Origin of the sequence: Paracoccus litorisediminis, assembly GCF_009711205.1 — a bacterium.
GTDB lineage: Bacteria > Pseudomonadota > Alphaproteobacteria > Rhodobacterales > Rhodobacteraceae > Paracoccus > Paracoccus litorisediminis.
The window spans coordinates 658,904-677,942 of sequence record NZ_WMIG01000001.1 but is presented as its reverse complement, the minus strand read 5'-3'; the positions used below and the strand labels follow the sequence as shown (position 1 = coordinate 677,942).

Genomic DNA, 19,039 nt, shown 5'->3' with positions numbered 1-19,039 from the left:
ATATGAACCTGCGCGACAGCGCCAAGACCAGGACAGGACCGATGCGGGACGAACTCGACACCGACGATTCCTTCGATCAGGACATCCACCCGCTGTTTCGCGGCGCGCCGACCTCGACCGAGTTCCGGAAACTGAGGAAACGTCTGGTCCGCGAGACCCGCTCTGCCATCGAGACCTATGACATGATCCGCCCCGGCGATCGTTGGCTGGTCTGCCTGTCGGGCGGCAAGGACAGCTACACGTTGCTGGCGGTCCTGCATGAGCTGAAATGGCGCGGTCTGCTGCCGGTCGAGTTGCTGGCCTGCAATCTGGATCAGGGCCAGCCGGGTTTCCCCGCCACCGTGCTGCCGGAATTCCTGACCGATCGTGAGGTCGCGCATCGGATCGAATATCAGGACACCTATTCCATCGTGAAGGAAAAGGTCCCTGAAGGCCGCACCTATTGCAGCCTGTGTTCGCGCCTGCGCCGGGGGAACCTGTATCGCATCGCGCGCGAGGAGGGCTGCTCGGCCGTCGTGCTGGGCCACCACCGCGACGATATTCTTGAGACCTTCTTCATGAACCTGTTCCATGGTGGGCGGCTGGCCTCGATGCCGCCGAAGCTGTTGAACGAAGAGGGCGACCTGAACGTGCTGCGTCCCTTGGCCTTCATCGCCGAATCCGATTGCGAGCGTTTCGCCCGTGCCATGAATTATCCAGTGATTCCTTGCGATCTGTGCGGCAGCCAAGAGGGCCTGCAGCGCATGCAGGTCAAGAAGCTGTTGGACGAATGGGAAACGCGCGCGCCGGGCCGTCGCAATGTGATGTTCCGCGCATTGATGAATGTGCGCCCCTCGCATCTGCCTGATCCCAAGCTGTTCGATTTCACCTCGTTGATTCCGAATGCATCGGATTTTAACGAAAAATCGGCTGAGGATGTGCCGCAGCTGCGGGAACTTTAACCGAACGAAAAGATTCCCCCACCTAGGCTTCGGGTCATGAAACATGATTCGGTGCGCTATGGTTTTGGGAATTGGCACGGCGGTTGAGCGGCTCCGGCAGGCGATGCGGCTGCCCATCGCGCTGATGACGGGCGCAAGCAGGTCTGTTCTGGTGTTGCGGCTGGTCGAGGGCGAGGCCTTGCGCCGCCGCCTTGGTCCCGCGCTGTTTGAGCGGATGCTTGATCACGTGATGCTGCGCCTGACGATCGAACTGGGGCTGAACCCGCAGGCGCGACGACCCGGTCAGACCGAGATTTCAGGCCTGCTGTCGACACGGGCGGATGCGACTCTGCCGCAGCGGGTGGCCCTGCTGGGCCGGATCTGTGCCGATAGCGTCGATCTGGGCGAGATGCCTGTCGCCATCCGGGCCGAAGGTGTGATCGTGCGCGGCGACATGGCAAGCGATCCGGCGCGGATGATCGATTTCGGACGCGCGGCCTTGGCTTCGGCGGGGCAGGGCGGGCCGATCGAAACCATCCGCATCCTGTCCTATTTGCCCGACCAGCCATTCCGGCCCATGATTTCGTCGATTGAGGCGACGCCGCATATAGAGCCACGCTTTCAGCCGCAGATTTGCTGCGATACCGGTCGGCTGATCGCGCTGGACGTTGAAGGCTGGCGAATTGAGGGCGACCTGCCCCCGACACCGCTGGACCAGATCGCGCCAAGCTTGAACGATGAAGGTTGCAGCGCACTGGTGCTGGCCACGCTGCGGCAGGCGCTTTCGGCCCTGTGCGGCTGGGATCGCGATGGTCACGACATTCCCTTCCTGTCCTTGCGCCTGCCCGAGCGCGCCCTGAGCGATCCGGCCTTGGCCGAGTCGATCCTGTGGGAACTGGACCGTCAGGATCTGTCTCCGGACCGCATCGAGATCGTCTTTTGCGAGCCGATCGGCACCGGGGCCAAGGGGCAGGCGGCGAAAGACAACCTGCAACGGCTGGCGGCTGGCGGTTGCCGCATGGCGGTCGGCGATTTCGGCACCGGCAGCGCGGGTCTGGCCGACCTGCGCGGCTTCGGCGTCAAACGGGTTCGGATCGGCAGGGCCTTTGTCGACGGTTGCCACCACCGGGGCGATCAGCAGCGCATGATCCTCGCCATTCTGGCATTGGCCGAGAACCTGCGGCTTGAGGTTCTTGCCGATGAGGTCGCGGTGCTGGACGAACGCGCCTTCCTGTCGCAGATCGGCTTCAGCGCGGTGCAGGGCAGCGCCGTCGCTCCCGCCATGGAAGCGGACGCGATCGAGCCCTTTCTGCTGAGCCATCGCCACTCATTGCCGCGGGCCCTTCCGCTGGGGCGTGGCCGCTAGGATCGAAACTCTCCCCTTGTTCATCGGTTGTCAGGTCTCGATCACGGGGAAATGGGCGCGGGGCGGGTCCCCGCGCCCCTGTTCTTCTTGCAATCTTGGGGGAACGGGGGCAAAACCCGGCCTCGCATGCGCCGGGCCGGTGCGGCGGAATGACCGGGAAGCGTCCTGCCACGGCGCGGCACCGGGCAAATTCCCTTGACCTTTGGTGGTCGGTTCTGTTGAAGCGGCCCGAACCCATTGGGTCATAGACGACGAAGGGCTGGTCCGGAATGGAAGACAACAACCGCAACCTCATATTGGCGATGGTGCTTTCCGCCCTCGTCATTCTCGTCTGGTCGATCTTCTTCGCCCCGGAGCCCGCTCCGCCGGTGCAGGAAACTGCGCAGACTCAGGCGGTTGACGGACAGGTCGCGCCCGGCACCGCGGCTGCACCCGCAGCTGGCCAGACCGGCACGGCCCCCGCCCTTGCTGGTGCCAGCGCCGATCCGTCGCAGGCTGCCGCCCGCGTCGGCATCGAATCGCCCTCGCTGAAAGGCACGATCTCGCTGGCCGGTGGCCGCATCGACGATCTTGAGCTGACCGGCTACCACGAGACGCTGGACCCGAATTCCCCCAATGTCCGCCTGCTGTCGCCGACGGCGCAGGCCGGGCTGAAAGCCGAAGGCTCGCCCGTCGCGCCCGGCGGCGCTGCTGCGGTGACGGTGCAGAAGCCCTATTACGCCGTCTATGGCTGGATGCCTGCCGCGGGCACCGACCCGGCGTTGGTCCCCGGGCCGGCGACGGTCTGGAGCGTTGAGTCTGGCGATGTGCTGGCCCCCGGCAAGCCGGTGACCCTGCGCTGGGACAACGGTGCCGGCCAGATCTTCCGCCGCACCTATGAGCTGGACGACAAGTTCCTGTTCACCATCAGCCAGTCGCTGGAAAACCAGGGTCAGGCCCCCTTCGCAGCCGCGCCCTATGGCATCCTTGCCCGCCACGGCAAACCCGACACGCAGAACTACTACGTCCTGCACGAAGGCGCTGTCGGCATGACCGACGGCAAGCTGCTGGAAAAGAAATACAAGAACATCACCGAGCTTGACGCCGCCGCTGGCGAAGGCCCGGCCGAGCTGATCGAGGTCAAGGAAAACGGCTGGATCGGCTTTACCGACAAATACTGGATGACGACGCTGGCCCCCGCGCCGGGCAGCTCGTTCACCGCCGTGGTGAAATACGCCCCCGGCGCCGACATCTTCCAGACCGAAACCCGGATGCCGGTGCAGACCGTCGCCCCCGGCGCGACCGGCACCAGCGCGAGCTATCTGTTCGCTGGCGCCAAGGTTTGGGAAACCATCAACGGCTATCAAGAAGCTCCCGGCATCGACCGTTTCGTCGACTCGATCGACTGGGGCTGGTTCTACTTCCTGACCAAGCCGATCTTCCGCCTGCTGCATTGGCTGCATGGCTTCATCGGCAACATGGGCTGGTCGATCATCGGCCTGACCTTCATCCTGAAGCTGCTGGTCTTCCCGCTGGCGCGCAAATCCTACATCTCGATGGCCAAGATGAAGGAATTGCAGCCGCAGATGGAGGCGATCAAGGAGCGTACCGGCGAAGACCGGATGAAGTACCAGAAAGAGGTCATGGAACTGTACAAGCGTGAGAAGGTGAACCCCGCCGCGGGCTGCCTTCCGGTGCTGCTGCAGATCCCGATCTTCTTCTCGCTCTACAAGGTGATCTTCGTCACGATCGAGCTGCGTCACGCGCCGTGGGTCGGCTGGATCCATGACCTTTCCGCGCCCGATCCGTCGAGCCTGTGGAACCTGTTCGGCATGCTGCCCTGGGCAGCTCCGGGTCAGGGCAGCTTCCTGCACAGCTTCACCCTGCCGGTGCTGGCGATCATCCTGGGCATCTCGATGTGGATGCAGCAGAAACTGAACCCGGCTCCCGCCGATCCGGCGCAGAAGATGATCTTTGCCTGGATGCCGTGGATCTTCATGTTCATGCTGGGCGGCTTCGCCTCGGGTCTGGTGCTGTACTGGATCACCAACAACCTGATCACCATCGCGCAGCAGTACACGATCATGTCGATGCACGGCCACCGCCCGGACTTCTTCGGCAATATCAAGTCTGCCCTGCCGACGCGGCCCAAGGCCGATGACAAGAAAGGCGGAAAATGACCGGACATATCGCCCGGATCCGTCGCTACCCGATCAAGTCGCTCGGGGGCGAGGACATGACGGCTGCGTCGCTTCGGGCGGCGCACCGGCTGCCGGGCGACCGTGTCTGGGCCATGCTGACCGAGGCGGGTGAACGCCATGCCGGGGACGGGCCGCAGCCCGAACGCTGGCTGCCGAAATCCTGCTTCCTGCGCGGCGTGGCCTCGGCCACGCTGCAAGCCGTTTCGGGGGGCTGGGGTGAGGGCGTGCCCGAAGGGTCAATCCGCCTGAGCCATCCCGAACTGCCCGACCTGAGCTTCGACCCAGAAACCGAGGGTGCGCGCCTGCTGGACTGGGTTGCGCCGCTTTGGCCCGCCGACAAGCCTGCCGCCACGCGGCTGGTGCGCGGTCCGACCGGCTGGACCGATGTGAACCAGCCATGGGTTTCGATCCTGTCGCTGTCGAGCCTGCGTGATTTGGAAACGCGTCTTGGCCAGCCGCTGGGCATCGAGCGCTGGCGTGCGAACCTGTGGGTCGATGGCTGGGAGGCTTATGCCGAACAGGACATGATCGGCCAGATTTTGACCATCGGCGATGTCGAACTGCGCGTGACCGAGGCCATCGGCCGCTGTGCCGCGACCAGCGCCAATACTGAAACCGGCCGTCTCGATTGCGACATGCCCGCAGCGCTGACCGAGCAATTCGGCCACCACCAGTTCGGCATCTATGCCGAGGTGGTCACGGGCGGCGAGATCGCCCTTAATGACGAGATCCGCCCATGAAGGTTTCCTTTCCCATTGCCCCCGAACCCGATTTCGACACCGCCGAAGCTGCGCGGAAGTTGTTTGCGGGGCCTGTCGATTTCCTCAAGGGCGTCGTCGCCATGGACGGCCTGCCGCCCGCCGACCGTCCCGAGGTCTGCTTTGCCGGACGCTCGAACGTGGGCAAGTCCAGCCTGATCAATGCGCTGACCGGGCGAAATCACCTGGCGCGTGCCTCGAACACGCCGGGCCGTACCCAAGAGGTGAACTATTTCACCCTGGGCGAACAGGCCTATCTGGTCGACCTTCCGGGCTATGGTTTCGCCAAGGCCCCGGTGCCTGTTGTCGCCAAGTGGCAGGCGCTGCTGAAGAAATATCTGTCTGGCCGCCCGACCCTGCGTCGCGCCTTTGCCTTGATCGATTCGCGCCATGGCGTGAAGGATGTCGACCACGAGATCATGCGTCTTCTGGACCGCGCGGCCGTACCGTTTCAGGTCGTCCTGACCAAGACCGACAAGATCAGCCGTCAGGAACTTGAGGCCGTCGTCGTTCAGGTCGAGGAGGCGCTGCAAAAGCACCCCGCCGCCTATCCGGAACTGGTCATCACCAGTTCGGAAAAAGGCCATGGCATTGCGACCTTGCGCGCGATCATCGCCGGTCTGGAATAAGCCCGGCCTCGGCAGGCCAAGGCCTGCCGGTCTGGACCTTGGCGGGGCTTGGACTTAGTCTCTCGCCCGACGAACAGGGGCCCCTGATGAGAAAGCAGAACATGAACCGTGATTGGATCGCCACCGCCCGCACACTCTCGGAAGCGCTGCCCTATATGCAGCGATATTCGGGCGCGGTCGTCGTCGTGAAATTCGGCGGCAACGCGATGGGCGACGATGAGGCCATGGCCGAATTCGCCCGCGATATCGTGCTGATGCGGCAGGTGGGCATTCACCCGGTCGTGGTCCATGGCGGCGGCCCGATGATCAATGAACTGCTGAACAAGCTGGGCATCGAAAGCCGCTTCGTGCGCGGCAAGCGCGTCACCACCCGCGAGACCGTCGAGGTGGTCGAGATGGTGCTGTCGGGCCTTGTGAACAAGCGCATCGTGCAGGCGATCAACGATGCGGGCGGCCGCGCTGTCGGCATTTCCGGCAAGGATGACGACCTGATGGTCTGCGAGGCGGACGACCCCGAACTGGGCTTTGTCGGTCGCCCGGTCGAGATGAACGTCCAGATCATCCGTGACCTGTACAGCGCCGGCCTGATCCCGGTCATCGCTCCGGTGGCGACGGGGATGGAGGACAATGAGACCTTCAACGTCAATGGCGACACTGCCGCTGGTGCGATCGCCGGGGCGCTGAAGGCCGACCGCCTGCTGCTGCTGACCGATGTCTCGGGCGTCAAGGACGCGAGCGGAGAGGTCGTGACCCAGATGACCCCCGAGCAGGTGCGCGGCATGATCGCTGACGGCACCATCGCTGGCGGTATGATCCCCAAGACCGAAACTGCGCTGAAGGCGGTCGAGGAAGGCGTGCGCGCCGTGGTCATCCTTGACGGGCGCGTTCCGAATGCCAGCCTGCTGGAACTTTTCACCGAACATGGTGCCGGTTCGCTGATCCGTTCGACCGAACCGCGGGTCAAACCGCGCGGTTTGCGGCAAGGCGGAAGCGGGCTGTAAGCCGACTGCGACAAACGAGTCCCTTGCCCGCCCGGCGAAAGCTGTGGCAGGTTTGCGTTCACTGACTCCATTGGCGGCAAAGGCACGCGCATGACCCCACTCGGACACTGTCGGCTGATCCTCACCCGCCACGCCAAATCCTCTTGGGACGATCCGGAACAGCCGGACCACGACCGCCCGCTGAATGACCGCGGGCGGCGCTCGGCGCGTGCGCTGGGGGATTGGCTGGCGAGTCGCGGCTATGAGCCCGAGGAGGTCATCTGCTCGACCTCGGCCCGCACCCGCGAGACATGGGAGCGGGTGGCCGTGGCGCCACTTGAGGTGCGCCCCCATCTGCGGCTTGAACCGACGCTGTATCAGGCCTCGGCCGATAAGATGCTGGAGATCCTGCGCGGCGCGACCGAGCCTACGGTGATGATGCTGGGCCATAATCCGGGCATTGCCGAATTCGCTGCGCTGCTGCCGGCGCGGGCTCCGGTTGATCCCGAGTTCCGCCGCTATCCCACGGCGGCGACGCTGGTGGTCGATTTCCAGATCGACAAATGGGGCGACCTGCAGCCGGGAGAGGGCAGCGTGCTGGATTTCGTGCGAATGGACGGTCGGGTCTGACGGCCCCGACTCAAGCAGGAAAACCAAGACGGCCGCGAGAGATCGCGGCCTTTTTCATTGCGGCTGTTTTGGGGGGCTGGAAAAGCAAATGGCCGGACCCGAAGGTCCGGCCATTTCGCGGTTTCCCGATGAAGGGAAATGGTAGCGGAGGAGGGATTTGAACCCCCGACACAAGGATTATGATTCCTCTGCTCTAACCAGCTGAGCTACTCCGCCGCGGTGCGGGCTAACTACGGCGAGTGGCGGGGAGGGTCAAGGGCATTTTCGCGACTTTTTTCACGCAAGCAATTTTCCCTGTGGATAGGCTGTGGATAGCCATGAGGCGCGCGACAGGGGCGTGCTTTGCGTGCGGAATCAACAAAGGGGCGGGATGGATTTTGGCCAGCATTCGCTGGGATTCGCGCTGTGATCTGCGTGCAGCGCGCGTACGCTGACTATACACCGGGCGTATACCGGCAATGGGGCAGGGCGTTGCGTAGGGTGCGCTTAAGCGCACCCTACAAGAGCTTCAGCCGCGGGCGCGGACGACTTGCAGAAGCGGCATCACGTCGGACATGTCCGGGCCATGCGCCTGCCCGGTCAGCGCCTTGCGCAGCGGCATGAACAGGCCCTTGCCCTTGCGGCCGGTGGCCTCTTTCACGGCGCTGGTGAACTCGCTCCAGCTGGTGTCGGTATAGGGCGGCGGCGGCAGCAGCGTCATCGCTTGTGCGATGAAATCGGCATCCTCGGGATCGATCTGGGGTTCGGCCCCTTTCGAGAAGATCTCCCACCAGCCTGCCAGATCATCCAGCTTGGTGATGTTCTGGGACGCCACGCGCCAGAAACGCTCGGCCTGATCGGCAGGGACGCCAAGCGCCGCGATGCGGTCCTTGACCACGTCGAAGGGACGGGCCTGGTTCGCCTCGCGGGTCAGCGGCCACAGGTCCTCGGCATCGAACTTGGTCGGCGAGGCGCCGAATTGCGACAGCTCGAAGCCATTGGCCAGACTGTCCAGATCCATGCGCAGCTCGACCGGCTGGGACGAACCCAGACGCGCCATCAACGACAGCAGCGCCTCGGGCGAGACGCCAGCTTCGCGCAGGTCCTTGATCGCCAGAACGCCAAGGCGCTTGGACAGCTCCTCGCCCTGCGCGCCGGTCAGCAGGCTGTGATGGGCGAAGGCCGGAGGGGTCGCCCCCAGCGCGCGGATGATCTGGATCTGGGTCGCGGTGTTCGTCACGTGGTCGGCGCCGCGCACGATATGGGTCACGCCCATGTCAGCGTCATCGACCGAAGACGCGAACGTATACAGCACCTGACCGTCGGCGCGGATCAGCACCGGGTCCGACACGGAAGCCGCGTCGATAGAGATATCGCCCAGAATACCGTCGGGCCATTCGATGCGTTCCTGATCCAGCATGAAGCGCCAGTAGCCGTCACGGCCCTCGGCACGCAGCTTGGCGATCTCATCAGCCGTCAGCTTCAGCCCGGCGCGGTCATAGACCGGCGGCTTGCCCATGTTCAGCTGCTTCTTGCGCTTCAGATCCAGCTCGACCGGGGTCTCGAAGACCTCGTAAAGGCGGCCGGACTGGCGCAGCCCGTCGGCGGCCTCGGCATAGCGGTCAAGGCGGTCGGACTGGCGTTCGATCCGGTCCCAGGTCAGCCCCAGCCATTCCAGATCGCGCTGGATGCCGTCGGCATATTCCTGCTTCGACCGCTCGCGGTCGGTATCGTCAAGCCGCAGGATGAAGGTACCGCCCGACTTGCGCGCGATCAGGTAGTTCATCAGCGCGGTGCGGAGGTTGCCGACATGGATGTGGCCGGTGGGGGAGGGAGCGAAACGTGTGATGGTCATCGAGGGGTCTCCTGTCGGCTTCGCTCTTTCACAAAACCCGGTTTTTGTCCATATCGGGGGGGCAAAGCCGAGGATTGACATGCCCGAATGGAAAGACGCCGTCGCCCCTGATGCGGGGCTGATCGAGGAACTGGCGCGACAGGCCGTCACCAGCCTGCCCGCCGCGTTCGCCGGAGCTGCCGCGCAGGTGGTGCTGCGGGTCGAGGATTTCGCCAGCGAGGATTTTCTGGATGAGCTGGAGATTGACGATCCGCTGGAGCTGACCGGTCTTTATGACGGCGTGCCGATGACTGAAAAAACGAGCAGCGCGCCGCAGCATTTCCCCGATACGGTCTGGCTGTTCCGCCGCGCCATTCTGGACGAATGGGCCAGCCGGGGCGACGTGACGCTGGCGGCGCTGGTCGGCCATGTCGTCGTTCATGAGTTTGCCCATCACTTCGGCTGGTCGGACGAGGACATCGCCAAGATCGACCGCTGGTGGGAATGATCAGCTGCGCGGCATGCCCGCCGGGCGTGCCGTGCGCTTCTGCGCTGCGATGCGGAAAGGCGCGTTCGGGGCGCCATAGCCTTGGTAATTGCCCTGCCGCTGCACGATTTCCAGAAAGAACCCGTCCTTGCGCGGCATCGAATACAGCTGAAAGAACTGCCCGCCCGCGTCTTCGTCATACATGATGTTGGCGGCGCGCAGACGCTTGGTCAGGCTTGGGTCCAGCCCGAAGCGCGCGGCCAGATCGTCGTAGTAATTCGCCCCGATCCGCAGCGCCGGGAAGCCCAGCCCGGCCAAAGCCGCCGCCGAAGCAAAGATGTCGGCGCTGGAAAAGGCGATATGCTGGACGGATGAGCCCAAGCTTTCCTCGATGAAGCGACCGGCAAGGGTGCGACGCGCCTCGGCCCCGTTCAGCGTCACCCGCATCCGGCCGGAACGGATCGCTTGGCTGCGGACCAGCCCGTCGGGGTCGATCACATCCACCATCGGCGATTTCTCGGCCTGAAAGATCTCGGTGTAGAACAGGGATGAGCTGAGCATCTCATCATAGGGCATGGTCTGGGCGATGTGGTCGATGCCCGTTAGGCCCGCGCCGGGCAGGGGCTGGGGGTCGGTCTGGAAATCGACCTGCCAGATCCGCGACAGGTCGGCGCCGCCGTCAAGGAAACGGATCACGCTGCCGCTGACGCCGCGAATGGCGGGGATGGTCAATTCGCCGGGACCGGCGGCCTCGGTATGGGGTTGCGCCAGCAGGGCAAGGGCGCGGGCATGGCTGGCCGTGGCGTCCGGCACCTTCAGCCCGATTTCCGAAACCGTGGTGCCATGGGCGACGAAGCTGGTGCGAGCGAATCCCCGCGCGTCGGTATTGACCAGCAGGTTGACGCCGCCCTGCCGCCACAGCGTCACAGGTTTCGACACATGCCGACCGGCCGGGGTAAAGCCGGTCGCGGTCAGAAGCGTGGTCAGTTCGGACGCATCATCGTCGCTGGTGGCGAATTCGATGAACTCGACCTGCTCGACCGGTGCGGGCGGCGGAAAATCGGGCAGGTCCACGACCAAGGCAGGCTCGGCCCGACGTGCGCGGTCCTGCAGCGCGATCAGACTGCGACGCCCGTCCAGCGCCACCAGACGGGGCAGGCCCGCGCGGAACTGGTCGTTGAAGATCTCAAGGCTCAGCCAGCCGTCATAGCCGGTGGCCAGCACCGCGCGCATGAAGCCGGTGACGTCCAGATCGCCCTCGCCCGGCATGTTGCGGAAATGGCGCGACCAGTACAGCAGGTCCATCTCGATCGCCGGGGCATCGGCCATCTGGACGAAGAAGATCCTGTCGGCGGGGATCGAGCGGATCGAAGCGGGATCGATGCGGCGGCCCAGCGTGTGGAAGCTGTCGAGGATCAGCCCGATATTCGGATGATCGGCGCGGCGGACCACCTCCCATGCATCGCGGTGATCGTTGACGAAGCGGCCCCAGCACAGCGCCTCATAGCCGACGCGGACGCCGAATTGCTGGGCCAGATCGCCGAGTTCGTGGAAATCACTGGCCATGCGGTCGATGCCGCCCATCGCAGCCGGGTGCAGCGATGAGCAGAACAGCACCAGATCGGTGCCCAGTTGGTTCATCAGCTCGAACTTGCGGGCGGCGCGGGCGAAGGCACGGGAACGGTGCGGTTCGGGCAGGCCCTCGAAATCGCGGAAGGGCTGGAACAGGGTGATTTCCAGCCCGTGGTCGCGGACCATGCGGCCGACCTCAAGGGGACTGAAATCCGAAGCGATGAAATCCTGCTCGAATATCTCGATCCCGTCGAAACCGGCGGATTGGATGGCGGCCAGTTTCTGGGTCAGGTTCCCTGAAAGCGAGACGGTGGCGATCGAGGTCTTCATGCTGGCTCCTGTCCCCTATCCCCGGCACATGGATTTGATGCCGGAAATCCGTGAAAAAACAAGCGTCCGCTGCGATGGGACAGGCTGGGACAAGATGCGGGCTTTCGCGACGCGCGTTTTTCTGGCAGCACATGGGCGCAATCGGATGAGGGCGATGGCAGGCAGAACCGGAACATTCAGGGAAAGCGGTGCGTGGGGCGAAACCCTGCGTTTTCTTGCGCTTGCCCTGCTGATTCCCTTCCTGTGCAATGCGCTGGTCATGCCGGGGACCATGCCCGCGCTGAACGGGCAGGGGCAGGTCACGGTCATCCTGTGCGGCGAGGATGCGCCGGTGCAGATGGCGCTGGCCGATGATGGCAGCCTTGCGCCGCTTCCCGCTGGCGATGACGAGCGGGGCGCGAAACCCTGTATCTGGAGCCTGCACGCCCAATCCCTGCTGGTCCCGGACGGGACGGCGGTTCCGGCTGACCGGACCCCTGATCGGCAGGATTTCCTGCGGTCCATCGCTGCGGCCCCGGTTCTGGCCGAGGCGGTTCCACCACAGGCGCGGGGGCCACCGGTCATCCTGTGAACGATCCTGATCGCGGGGCGGATGGATGCCCTGCCTGACCGACTGTTTGACCGGATGACCTAGAATGAACAAACGCATTTCTTTTGCCGCGCTGGGCGCTTCGATGCTGCTTTCCGCTGGCCCCGTCCTTGCCCATGCCTCGTTGGAACAGACCGAGGCTGCGGCTGGCTCGACCTACAAAGCGGTGATCCGCATCGGCCATGGCTGCGACGGCAAGCCGACCAAGACGCTGCGCGTCCAGATCCCCGAAGGCTTCTACAATGCCAAGCCCATGCCGAAGGCCGGCTGGCAGCTGAAGGTCGTGACCGGCGATTACGCCCGTCCCTTCGACAATCACGGCACGGCCATGACCAAGGGCGCGCGCGAAATCATCTGGACCGGTGGCGAATTGCCCGACGAATTCTACGATGAATTCGTCCTGCGCGGCTCGGTCGGGCCGGATCTGGCGCCGGGCAGCACGATCTATTTCCCGACCATTCAGGAATGCCAGAACGCCAAGGAAGCGTGGATCGACGTGACCGGGGCCGAGGATGTCGCCTATCCCGCCCCCGCGCTGAAGATCACCGAGAAGAAGGCGGGCGGCCATGGCCATCACGCCGCCGCAGCCCCGGCCCATGCCGGTCACGCCGAGGCAGGCCATGCCGAAGCGGCAGGCGATGCGGTGATCGGCGATCTGACCATCACGCAGGGCTATAGCCGCGCGACGCCTCCGGGCGCGCCGGTGGGCGGCGGCTTTCTGACCGTCGCCAATGGCGGGGCCGAGGCCGACCGGCTGGTCGCGGCGACAAGCCCGGCGGCCAAGAAGGTCGAGATCCATGAAATGGCGATGGAGGGCGACGTGATGAAAATGCGTCAGCTGCCCGAAGGCGTGGAAATCCCCGCCGGCACCAGCGTCGAGCTGAAACCGGGCGGGCTGCACCTGATGCTGATGGGTCTGGAACATCCGCTGGTCGAGGGCGACAGCCTGCCGCTGACCCTGACCTTTGAAAAGGCAGGCAAGGTCGATCTGTCGCTGAAGGTCGGGCCGATAAATGCCAAGGGGGATGCCCATGCCCACTGATCCCTTGCGCAAGATCCGCTGGCTGCTTTGGGCGTTGGTCGGCATCGCCGCGCTGGCGGCGGCGTGGTTCACGGTGATCTCGCCCCGGCTGACGACGCTGTCGGAGGCCGGGACCGACAATCTGGGTCGCGGCGACTACAAGCTGGTCGCCACCGACGGGACGGAATTCACGCAGGACAGCCTGAAGGGGCAGCCCTCGGCGGTGTTCTTTGGCTTTACCCATTGTCCCGATGTCTGCCCGACCACGCTGGGCGAGGTCGGCGGCTGGCAAGAGGCGGTGGGCGGCAAGCTGCGCGTGTTCTTTGTCACCGTCGATCCCGAACGCGACACCGCCGAGAAGCTCAAGGAATATGTCTCTTGGGTGGATGGCGTGACCGGCGTGACGGGCTCGCCCGAGGAGATCGCCAAGGCCACGCGTGCTTTCCGCGTCTATGCGCGCAAGGTTCCGGCCGAGGACGGCTACACCATGGACCATTCCGCGATGACGCTGCTGTTCGACGCCGAGGGCCGTTATTCCGGCCTGATCGGCTATCAAGAGGACCCCGCCCGGACCAAGGCGAGCCTGCAGAAGCTGCTGGGAAGCTGAAAATGGAAATGCCGGGCCTGAGCGCCCGGCATTTCCATTTGCCTGCATGCGTGGCTGTGGGTGGGCTGATGCCTGCCTGTCGCTGCGGATGTAGGGGATCTGGGATGCTGGCTGGCGATGTGCTGGCTTGCTTTCCTGAAGTCTATGTAGGGGCTATCTGCGGGAGTGTCAAGAAACTCAATTAAATCAAATACTTGAGTGTTTTGATTGGGTTTTTGCTGCCCGGCAAGCCACTGGAATTGCTGCGGCTTTTTCGCAGCCTCTTGACCGCGTGACCGCAGGGGTTAGCCTTGCGCGAGATTTTCGGAGGGCATGATGGATCTGATGGGCAAGGCGACCGAGCTGGTCGGCGCGGCAATGGTGGCACTGCGTCGCAAGGATTCGCCGGAAAAGCAGGCCGTGGGTACCAGCCCCGCGATTCCCAAGGCGCGCGAACAGGGCATCATGACCCTGAAGATGCCGACTGCCGCAGGCTGGGCCGCAGGGCAAAAGCCGGTCGCGGCAGCGGGATTGCAGGTCAATGCCTTTGCCAGCGGCTTGCAGCATCCGCGCTGGATCGAGGTCCTGCCCAATGGCGACGTGCTGGTGGCCGAGGCGCTGCAATCGGACCGCAAGCCGCGCTCGCTGATGGATCATGCGATGATCGCCACCATGCGCCGCGCGAAAGCCGTGGGCATCAGCGCCAACCGCGTCAGCCTGTGGCGCGACAAGGATGGCGATGGCGTCGCCGAACATCGCGAGGTTTTCGTCGAAAAGCAGAACCAGCCCTTTGGCATGGCGCTGGTCGGCGACACTTTCTATCTGGGAAATACCGACGGGATTGTGGCTTTCGGCTATGATCACGCCACCGGCAAGCTGGTCGGCAATGGCAAGAAACTGGTCGATTTCAAGCCCGGCGGGCACTGGACGCGCAGCCTGATCGCCTCGAGCGATGGCAAGCGGATCTATGCGGGCGTCGGCTCGCAAAGCAATATCGGCGATGAGGGGCTGGAGGCCGAAGAGGGCCGCGCCGCGATCTGGGAACTGGATATTGAAACCGGCAAGGCCCGGGTCTTTGCCGGGGGGCTGCGCAACCCCGTCGGCCTTGCATGGGAGCCGGTCACCAATGCGCTGTGGACCGTGGTCAATGAACGCGACGGTCTGGGCGATGAGACGCCGCCGGATTACCTGACCTCGGTCAAGGATGGCGGCTTCTATGGCTGGCCCTATTGCTATTGGGGGCAGACGGTCGATGACCGCGTGCCGCAGAATGCCGGGCTGGTCGCCAGCGCGGTGCAGCCGGATTACGCGCTGGGTGGGCATACCGCCTCGCTGGGGTTGTGCTGGATGCCTGAGGGCACGCTGCCCGGTTTCGGCGCGGGGATGGTGATTGGCCAGCACGGGTCGTGGAACCGCTCGATCCTTAGCGGTTACCGGCTGATCTTTGTGCCCTTCGCGAATGGCAAGCCTTCGGGGCCGCCGCGCGACATCCTGTCGGGCTTCCTGTCGCCGGATGAAAAGCAGTCCTATGGCCGGCCGGTCGGCGTGGCGGTCGGTCCGGATGGCAAATCGCTGCTGATGGCCGACGATGTGGGCGATGTGATCTGGCGGGTCAGCGCGGCCTAAAACCTCAGCAGGAAATGGTTGGCAATGTCGGGCTTGGTCCCGGTCAGGTTGGCCTTGGCGATCTGGTAGAGAAAGCCGAGGCCGCCGGTGCTGTTCCAGATCTCGGCCTCGGTGATGCTGAATTTCAGCAGCCGCAGGTCGGGATCCTCTTGCCCGCCCTCGAACCAGGCCGAGGCGGTGCTGTTCCAGATCTCGTCCAGCTTTTCGCGGTCGTCGGACAGTTCCAGCTGCCCTTCGATCCGCGCCCATAGCCCCTCGGAATCCTCGCCGACGATGTGGATGGCGGGCTTGGGGCCGTCTGCCAGCTCTGCGACCAGCTCGGTGCCTTGCGCGGTGATGAACCACAGGGCAAGGCCATGGGCATCGGTGTAATGCGACATCGGCACCAGCTTCAGCCGGTCCCTTGTGCCAAGCATGCCGGCATTGACCTCATCCATGCGACGCCAGAACAGCTGCTGTTCCTGTGACATCATCATCCCCTTCTGCCGCTGGGGAAACGTCCGGGGCAGGGCGGGGTTCCTGCGGGGGCGTTTGACAAACTGCCCTCGCGCGGGTTCAAGCGGCGAAAGGCCGCGTGGTCGGCGAAGGAGTGTGTGATGGTTGAGATTCCGCAAGTGGCAGAGCTGCGAGCCTTGGGCGATGAGGCGAAGGCGGTCGAGGCGGCTGCCTATCACAAGGCGAAACGGGTATATCTGGGCGTAAGCGTCCCCGAGATCGATGAGCTGGCCAAGGGCTGGCGTGCCGATCTGGATGTCGAAGGCCGCCTGGAACTGGCGCAGGCGCTGTGGGCAACCGATATCCACGAAGCTCGGGTGGCGGCGGCGAAACTGCTGACGCAGGCGCGGATCCGGCCCGATGACGGGGCGTGGCGGCTGATCGCCTCATGGGTGCCGGATTTCAACGGCTGGGCGATTGCCGATCAGGTGATGAAGGCGGGTGAGAAACGGCTGGTCGCCGATCCCTCACGTCTGGATGAGGTCGAGACATGGTTGGTGCATCCCAGCTTCTGGGTGCGTCGCGCGGCCTTGGTCGGCACGCTGCCTTGGACCCATCTGCGCAACCCCAAGCCCGATGAACTGGCGCAGCGCGAGCGGATACTAGGTTGGCTGGAGCGTCTGGCCGATGACCGCGATGGTTTCGTCCAGAAGGCCATCGGCTGGTGGCTGCGCGACCTGTCCAAGCACGAACCGCAGCGGGTGCGCGACTGGCTGGAAGCGCATGGTGCGCGGCTGAAGCCTTTTGCCCGACGCGAGGCCCTGCGCCGGATCGGATACTTGCCCGGGATGGACGATCAGCCGGGGACCGAAGATCTGCCCCCGGTTGACGATCAGCCCTCGTAAACCTCAATCGTGGGCAGGTCGGTCAGGCTGACCCCCAGCATCTGCAGTGCTGGCAGCGACACCTGGCTGCCTGCGCTGGCCGGGCCACCCAGCGGGATCAGCCGGACATTGGCGGATTTGCCGGTGGCCGGGTTGACGATGCGACCATTCCCCTCGGATTTCACCAGCGGCGTCTTGATCCAGAAGCCCGATTGCGACGGATCACCCAGCGAGGCGATGGTGACGCCCAGCTTGCGCCCCGCGGTCGTGGGGGCTGCGGCCTGCGCCTTTTCGGCACCGGTGGTGGTATCAAGCTGTGCCGCCGATTGCGCGCCAGCGACGCCGATGGACGAGGTGCCCACGGTCTTGCCCGAGCTGCGCGGCGCGGTCGCGCCCGCAATCGCGGCAGATTCGGTGGTAACCCCCACGTCATCGGCGGCAGTGCCCTTGGCGGGCGGCTTGGCGCTGTCGCCGGCCTGAGTGCAGGCGGCAAGGGCAAGGATGGTCACAAGGCCGCAAAGGCGCAGGAATGGCTTGGTCATGGTCATGTCCCCGTCATTCTTTTCAATTGAATGTCGCGGAAAGGCTAACCCCGGCCTCGGCGTACTGTCCACCCGAACCCTCGATTTAGGTTGCGACAATCTTAACCAGTCGGCACGCTTGTGCCGATGCCGCGCCGCTCTTATCTTGAGCGTATGGACGCGCAGGCCCCTCTGATCGACCCGTTTGCCCGACCGATCACCTACCTTCGGGTGTCGGTGACGGATCGTTGCGATTTTCGCTGCACCTATTGCATGGCCGAGCACATGCAGTTCCTGCCCAAAAAGGATCTGCTGACGCTTGAGGAACTGGACCGGCTGTGTTCGGTCTTTGTCGGCATGGGCGTGCGCAAGCTGCGTGTGACCGGGGGCGAGCCCTTGGTCCGGCGCAATATCATGGAATTCTTCCGCGCGATGTCGCGGCATCTGGGGCAGGGGCTGGATGAGCTGACCCTGACCACGAATGGCAGCCAGCTGGCGCGTTTCGCGGATGAGCTGGCCTCATGCGGCGTGCGGCGGGTCAATGTGTCATTGGACACCCTGGACCCGGAGCGTTTCGGCAAGATCACCCGTTGGGGCCGGTTGCCGCAGGTGCTGGAGGGGATCGAGGCCGCCAAAGCCGCCGGTATCCGCGTCAAGATCAACACCGTCGCGCTGAAGGGCTTCAACGAGGATGAGCTATTCCCGCTGCTGGACTGGTGCGCGAAAAACGACCACGATCTGACCTTCATCGAGGTCATGCCGATGGGCGACATGTCCGAGCAGGAGCGTCTGGGCCAATACTGGCCAATCTCGGACCTGAGCAGCCGCTTGGAAGATCGCTTCACCCTGACGCCGCTGTCGGAACGCACCGGCGGTCCCGCGCGCTATGTGCGGATCAATGAGACCGGGCAGAAGGTCGGCTTCATCACGCCGCTGACCCATAACTTCTGCGAAAGCTGCAATCGGGTGCGGATGACCTGCACCGGTGAGCTGTTCATGTGTCTGGGGCAGGAAGACCGCGCCGATCTGCGCGCGCCGCTACGGGCCAGTGAAAGCGACACCGCCCTGCGCGACGCCATCCGCGAGGCGATCCGCCACAAGCCCAAGGGCCATGATTTCGACTATTCGCGCCAACATGTCGCCGGTCAGATGACCCGCTACATGAGCCATACCGGCGGCTGATCAGCGATAGTCCAGCGTGACGATATCCTTGATGTGACGCGCGCCGCGCAGATCGCCGGGCACGACCATGCGCAAGCCATCGGGGATCGGCGCGCCATTCATCTCATAGGCCAGCAGCACCGGGCGATTGCCGAATTCGGGCGCGATTTCCCCGATGGAGAAGGCGACCTGATGCCCGTCCCCCGCCGTGACCAGCAGCGTATGGCGCAGGGCGGCCTTGTGATCCTCGGTCACGACGCCCTGCGCGACCAGCAGATCCCACAGCAGCACGCCCTTATACAGACCCGATTCGATGCCCTTGGAGCTGCGATAGACGGTGGTGGTTTCCGTCACCGGCAATTGCGCCAGGCTGGACGCGTCCAGCGTCACCGGCGGGTGGTCCGGCGCGTTCAGCCGGGCGCTTTCCCCGGCCACGGCGCTGCCCGTCCAAAGCATGGCAAGGACGAGCAGGCCGGGGAGGGAAGCGATTCGATGTGTTTTTATGTGCATATCGGAATGCTGGCAGATGCCGACGGCTCGAGCAAACGGAA

General features: G+C 64.5%; 19 protein-coding genes and 1 tRNA gene. 14 read left to right on the top strand and 6 right to left on the bottom strand.

The genetic code is table 11. From position 1 onward, the window contains the following. Nucleotides 1–41: 41 nt before the first annotated feature. From ttcA to GL300_RS03415, 7 genes are all read left to right on the top strand, one after another. Nucleotides 42–941: a tRNA 2-thiocytidine(32) synthetase TtcA gene (gene ttcA / locus GL300_RS03445; protein ID WP_155038155.1), complete on the top strand. Its 900-nt coding sequence runs from the start codon at nt 42–44 to the stop codon at nt 939–941. Nucleotides 942–999: 58 nt separating this feature from the next. Beyond that, nucleotides 1,000–2,286, top strand: a complete 1,287-nt coding sequence (locus tag GL300_RS03440; RefSeq protein WP_170297591.1) for an EAL domain-containing protein — start codon at nt 1,000–1,002, stop codon at nt 2,284–2,286. A gap of 269 nt (nt 2,287–2,555) precedes the next feature. Next, nucleotides 2,556–4,445, top strand: coding sequence for a membrane protein insertase YidC (yidC, locus tag GL300_RS03435; RefSeq protein ID WP_155038153.1), 1,890 nt, complete (start codon nt 2,556–2,558; stop codon nt 4,443–4,445). Next, nucleotides 4,442–5,206: an MOSC domain-containing protein gene (locus tag GL300_RS03430; RefSeq protein ID WP_155038152.1), complete on the top strand. Its 765-nt coding sequence runs from the start codon at nt 4,442–4,444 to the stop codon at nt 5,204–5,206. The genes yidC and GL300_RS03430 overlap by 4 nt, the downstream gene beginning before the upstream one ends. Then, the gene (gene yihA, locus GL300_RS03425) at nt 5,203–5,853 is read left to right on the top strand and encodes a ribosome biogenesis GTP-binding protein YihA/YsxC (protein WP_155038151.1); all 651 of its coding nucleotides are present in this window, start codon (nt 5,203–5,205) and stop codon (nt 5,851–5,853) included. The genes GL300_RS03430 and yihA overlap by 4 nt, the downstream gene beginning before the upstream one ends. 101 nt (nt 5,854–5,954) lie before the next feature. Then, on the top strand, nt 5,955–6,854 hold the full coding sequence (gene argB / locus GL300_RS03420) for an acetylglutamate kinase (RefSeq protein WP_155038555.1): 900 nt from the start codon (nt 5,955–5,957) through the stop codon (nt 6,852–6,854). Between the two features lie 90 nt (nt 6,855–6,944). Continuing rightward, nucleotides 6,945–7,463, top strand: coding sequence for a SixA phosphatase family protein (locus GL300_RS03415; RefSeq protein WP_155038150.1), 519 nt, complete (start codon nt 6,945–6,947; stop codon nt 7,461–7,463). Between the two features lie 139 nt (nt 7,464–7,602). Here GL300_RS03415 and GL300_RS03410 read toward each other — a convergent pair. Both GL300_RS03410 and gltX read right to left on the bottom strand, forming a co-directional pair. Beyond that, a tRNA-Met gene (locus GL300_RS03410) sits at nt 7,603–7,679 on the bottom strand. A gap of 292 nt (nt 7,680–7,971) precedes the next feature. After that, on the bottom strand, nt 7,972–9,297 hold the full coding sequence (gltX, locus tag GL300_RS03405) for a glutamate--tRNA ligase (RefSeq protein ID WP_155038149.1): 1,326 nt from the start codon (nt 9,295–9,297) through the stop codon (nt 7,972–7,974). Between the two features lie 79 nt (nt 9,298–9,376). Here gltX and GL300_RS03400 point away from each other — a divergent pair, with 79 nt between their 5' ends. After that, nucleotides 9,377–9,784 carry a metallopeptidase family protein gene (locus GL300_RS03400; protein WP_155038148.1) on the top strand — a complete coding sequence of 136 codons (408 nt, stop codon included), beginning with the start codon at nt 9,377–9,379 and terminating at the stop codon, nt 9,782–9,784. Here GL300_RS03400 and GL300_RS03395 read toward each other — a convergent pair whose 3' ends face one another. Beyond that, nucleotides 9,785–11,665: a bifunctional sugar phosphate isomerase/epimerase/4-hydroxyphenylpyruvate dioxygenase family protein gene (locus GL300_RS03395; protein WP_155038147.1), complete on the bottom strand. Its 1,881-nt coding sequence runs from the start codon at nt 11,663–11,665 to the stop codon at nt 9,785–9,787. Nucleotides 11,666–11,819: 154 nt separating this feature from the next. Between GL300_RS03395 and GL300_RS03390 the strand changes: the two genes are divergently transcribed. The 4 genes from GL300_RS03390 to GL300_RS03375 all read left to right on the top strand — a co-directional run bounded on the left by GL300_RS03390 (nt 11,820) and on the right by GL300_RS03375 (nt 15,487). Further along, a complete protein-coding gene (locus tag GL300_RS03390; protein WP_155038146.1) occupies nt 11,820–12,236 on the top strand; it encodes a hypothetical protein in 417 nt (138 codons plus the stop codon). Between the two features lie 64 nt (nt 12,237–12,300). Next, nucleotides 12,301–13,296: a copper chaperone PCu(A)C domain-containing protein gene (locus tag GL300_RS03385; protein ID WP_155038145.1), complete on the top strand. Its 996-nt coding sequence runs from the start codon at nt 12,301–12,303 to the stop codon at nt 13,294–13,296. Continuing rightward, entirely contained in the window at nt 13,286–13,882 is a 597-nt protein-coding gene (locus GL300_RS03380; RefSeq protein ID WP_155038144.1) for an SCO family protein, read from the top strand. Before GL300_RS03385 ends, GL300_RS03380 begins: the two co-directional genes overlap by 11 nt. A gap of 315 nt (nt 13,883–14,197) precedes the next feature. Then, nucleotides 14,198–15,487, top strand: a complete 1,290-nt coding sequence (locus tag GL300_RS03375) for a PQQ-dependent sugar dehydrogenase (protein ID WP_155038554.1) — start codon at nt 14,198–14,200, stop codon at nt 15,485–15,487. Here the strand turns inward: GL300_RS03375 and GL300_RS03370 are convergent. Then, nucleotides 15,484–15,957: a pyridoxamine 5'-phosphate oxidase family protein gene (locus GL300_RS03370; RefSeq protein WP_246195065.1), complete on the bottom strand. Its 474-nt coding sequence runs from the start codon at nt 15,955–15,957 to the stop codon at nt 15,484–15,486. The genes GL300_RS03375 and GL300_RS03370 overlap by 4 nt on opposite strands. Nucleotides 15,958–16,083: 126 nt before the next feature. Between GL300_RS03370 and GL300_RS03365 the strand changes: the two genes are divergently transcribed. After that, nucleotides 16,084–16,827 (top strand): DNA alkylation repair protein, encoded by a 744-nt coding sequence (locus GL300_RS03365; RefSeq protein WP_155038142.1) that lies wholly within the window; start codon nt 16,084–16,086, stop codon nt 16,825–16,827. Here GL300_RS03365 and GL300_RS03360 read toward each other — a convergent pair. Next, the gene (locus GL300_RS03360; protein WP_155038141.1) at nt 16,815–17,348 is read right to left on the bottom strand and encodes a hypothetical protein; all 534 of its coding nucleotides are present in this window, start codon (nt 17,346–17,348) and stop codon (nt 16,815–16,817) included. The two genes, GL300_RS03365 and GL300_RS03360, sit on opposite strands and share 13 nt — an antisense overlap. Nucleotides 17,349–17,474: 126 nt before the next feature. Here GL300_RS03360 and moaA point away from each other — a divergent pair, with 126 nt between their 5' ends. Next, a complete protein-coding gene (gene moaA, locus GL300_RS03355; protein ID WP_170297590.1) occupies nt 17,475–18,509 on the top strand; it encodes a GTP 3',8-cyclase MoaA in 1,035 nt (344 codons plus the stop codon). Here moaA and GL300_RS03350 read toward each other — a convergent pair whose 3' ends face one another. Further along, the gene (locus GL300_RS03350; protein ID WP_170297589.1) at nt 18,510–18,944 is read right to left on the bottom strand and encodes a molybdopterin-dependent oxidoreductase; all 435 of its coding nucleotides are present in this window, start codon (nt 18,942–18,944) and stop codon (nt 18,510–18,512) included. Nucleotides 18,945–19,039: the final 95 nt, after the last annotated feature.

Bases quoted from the DNA above. Each gene is read 5' to 3' on its own strand.
- ttcA (WP_155038155.1), top strand. From the start codon at position 42: ATGCGGGACGAACTCGACACCGACGATTCCTTCGATCAGGACATCCAC.
- GL300_RS03440 (WP_170297591.1), top strand. From the start codon at position 1,000: ATGGTTTTGGGAATTGGCACGGCGGTTGAGCGGCTCCGGCAGGCGATG.
- yidC (WP_155038153.1), top strand. From the start codon at position 2,556: ATGGAAGACAACAACCGCAACCTCATATTGGCGATGGTGCTTTCCGCC.
- GL300_RS03430 (WP_155038152.1), top strand. From the start codon at position 4,442: ATGACCGGACATATCGCCCGGATCCGTCGCTACCCGATCAAGTCGCTC.
- yihA (WP_155038151.1), top strand. From the start codon at position 5,203: ATGAAGGTTTCCTTTCCCATTGCCCCCGAACCCGATTTCGACACCGCC.
- argB (WP_155038555.1), top strand. From the start codon at position 5,955: ATGAACCGTGATTGGATCGCCACCGCCCGCACACTCTCGGAAGCGCTG.
- GL300_RS03415 (WP_155038150.1), top strand. From the start codon at position 6,945: ATGACCCCACTCGGACACTGTCGGCTGATCCTCACCCGCCACGCCAAA.
- gltX (WP_155038149.1), bottom strand. From the start codon at position 9,297: ATGACCATCACACGTTTCGCTCCCTCCCCCACCGGCCACATCCATGTC.
- GL300_RS03400 (WP_155038148.1), top strand. From the start codon at position 9,377: ATGCCCGAATGGAAAGACGCCGTCGCCCCTGATGCGGGGCTGATCGAG.
- GL300_RS03395 (WP_155038147.1), bottom strand. From the start codon at position 11,665: ATGAAGACCTCGATCGCCACCGTCTCGCTTTCAGGGAACCTGACCCAG.
- GL300_RS03390 (WP_155038146.1), top strand. From the start codon at position 11,820: ATGGCAGGCAGAACCGGAACATTCAGGGAAAGCGGTGCGTGGGGCGAA.
- GL300_RS03385 (WP_155038145.1), top strand. From the start codon at position 12,301: ATGAACAAACGCATTTCTTTTGCCGCGCTGGGCGCTTCGATGCTGCTT.
- GL300_RS03380 (WP_155038144.1), top strand. From the start codon at position 13,286: ATGCCCACTGATCCCTTGCGCAAGATCCGCTGGCTGCTTTGGGCGTTG.
- GL300_RS03375 (WP_155038554.1), top strand. From the start codon at position 14,198: ATGGATCTGATGGGCAAGGCGACCGAGCTGGTCGGCGCGGCAATGGTG.
- GL300_RS03370 (WP_246195065.1), bottom strand. From the start codon at position 15,957: ATGTCACAGGAACAGCAGCTGTTCTGGCGTCGCATGGATGAGGTCAAT.
- GL300_RS03365 (WP_155038142.1), top strand. From the start codon at position 16,084: ATGGTTGAGATTCCGCAAGTGGCAGAGCTGCGAGCCTTGGGCGATGAG.
- GL300_RS03360 (WP_155038141.1), bottom strand. From the start codon at position 17,348: ATGACCAAGCCATTCCTGCGCCTTTGCGGCCTTGTGACCATCCTTGCC.
- moaA (WP_170297590.1), top strand. From the start codon at position 17,475: ATGCCGCGCCGCTCTTATCTTGAGCGTATGGACGCGCAGGCCCCTCTG.
- GL300_RS03350 (WP_170297589.1), bottom strand. From the start codon at position 18,944: ATGCTTTGGACGGGCAGCGCCGTGGCCGGGGAAAGCGCCCGGCTGAAC.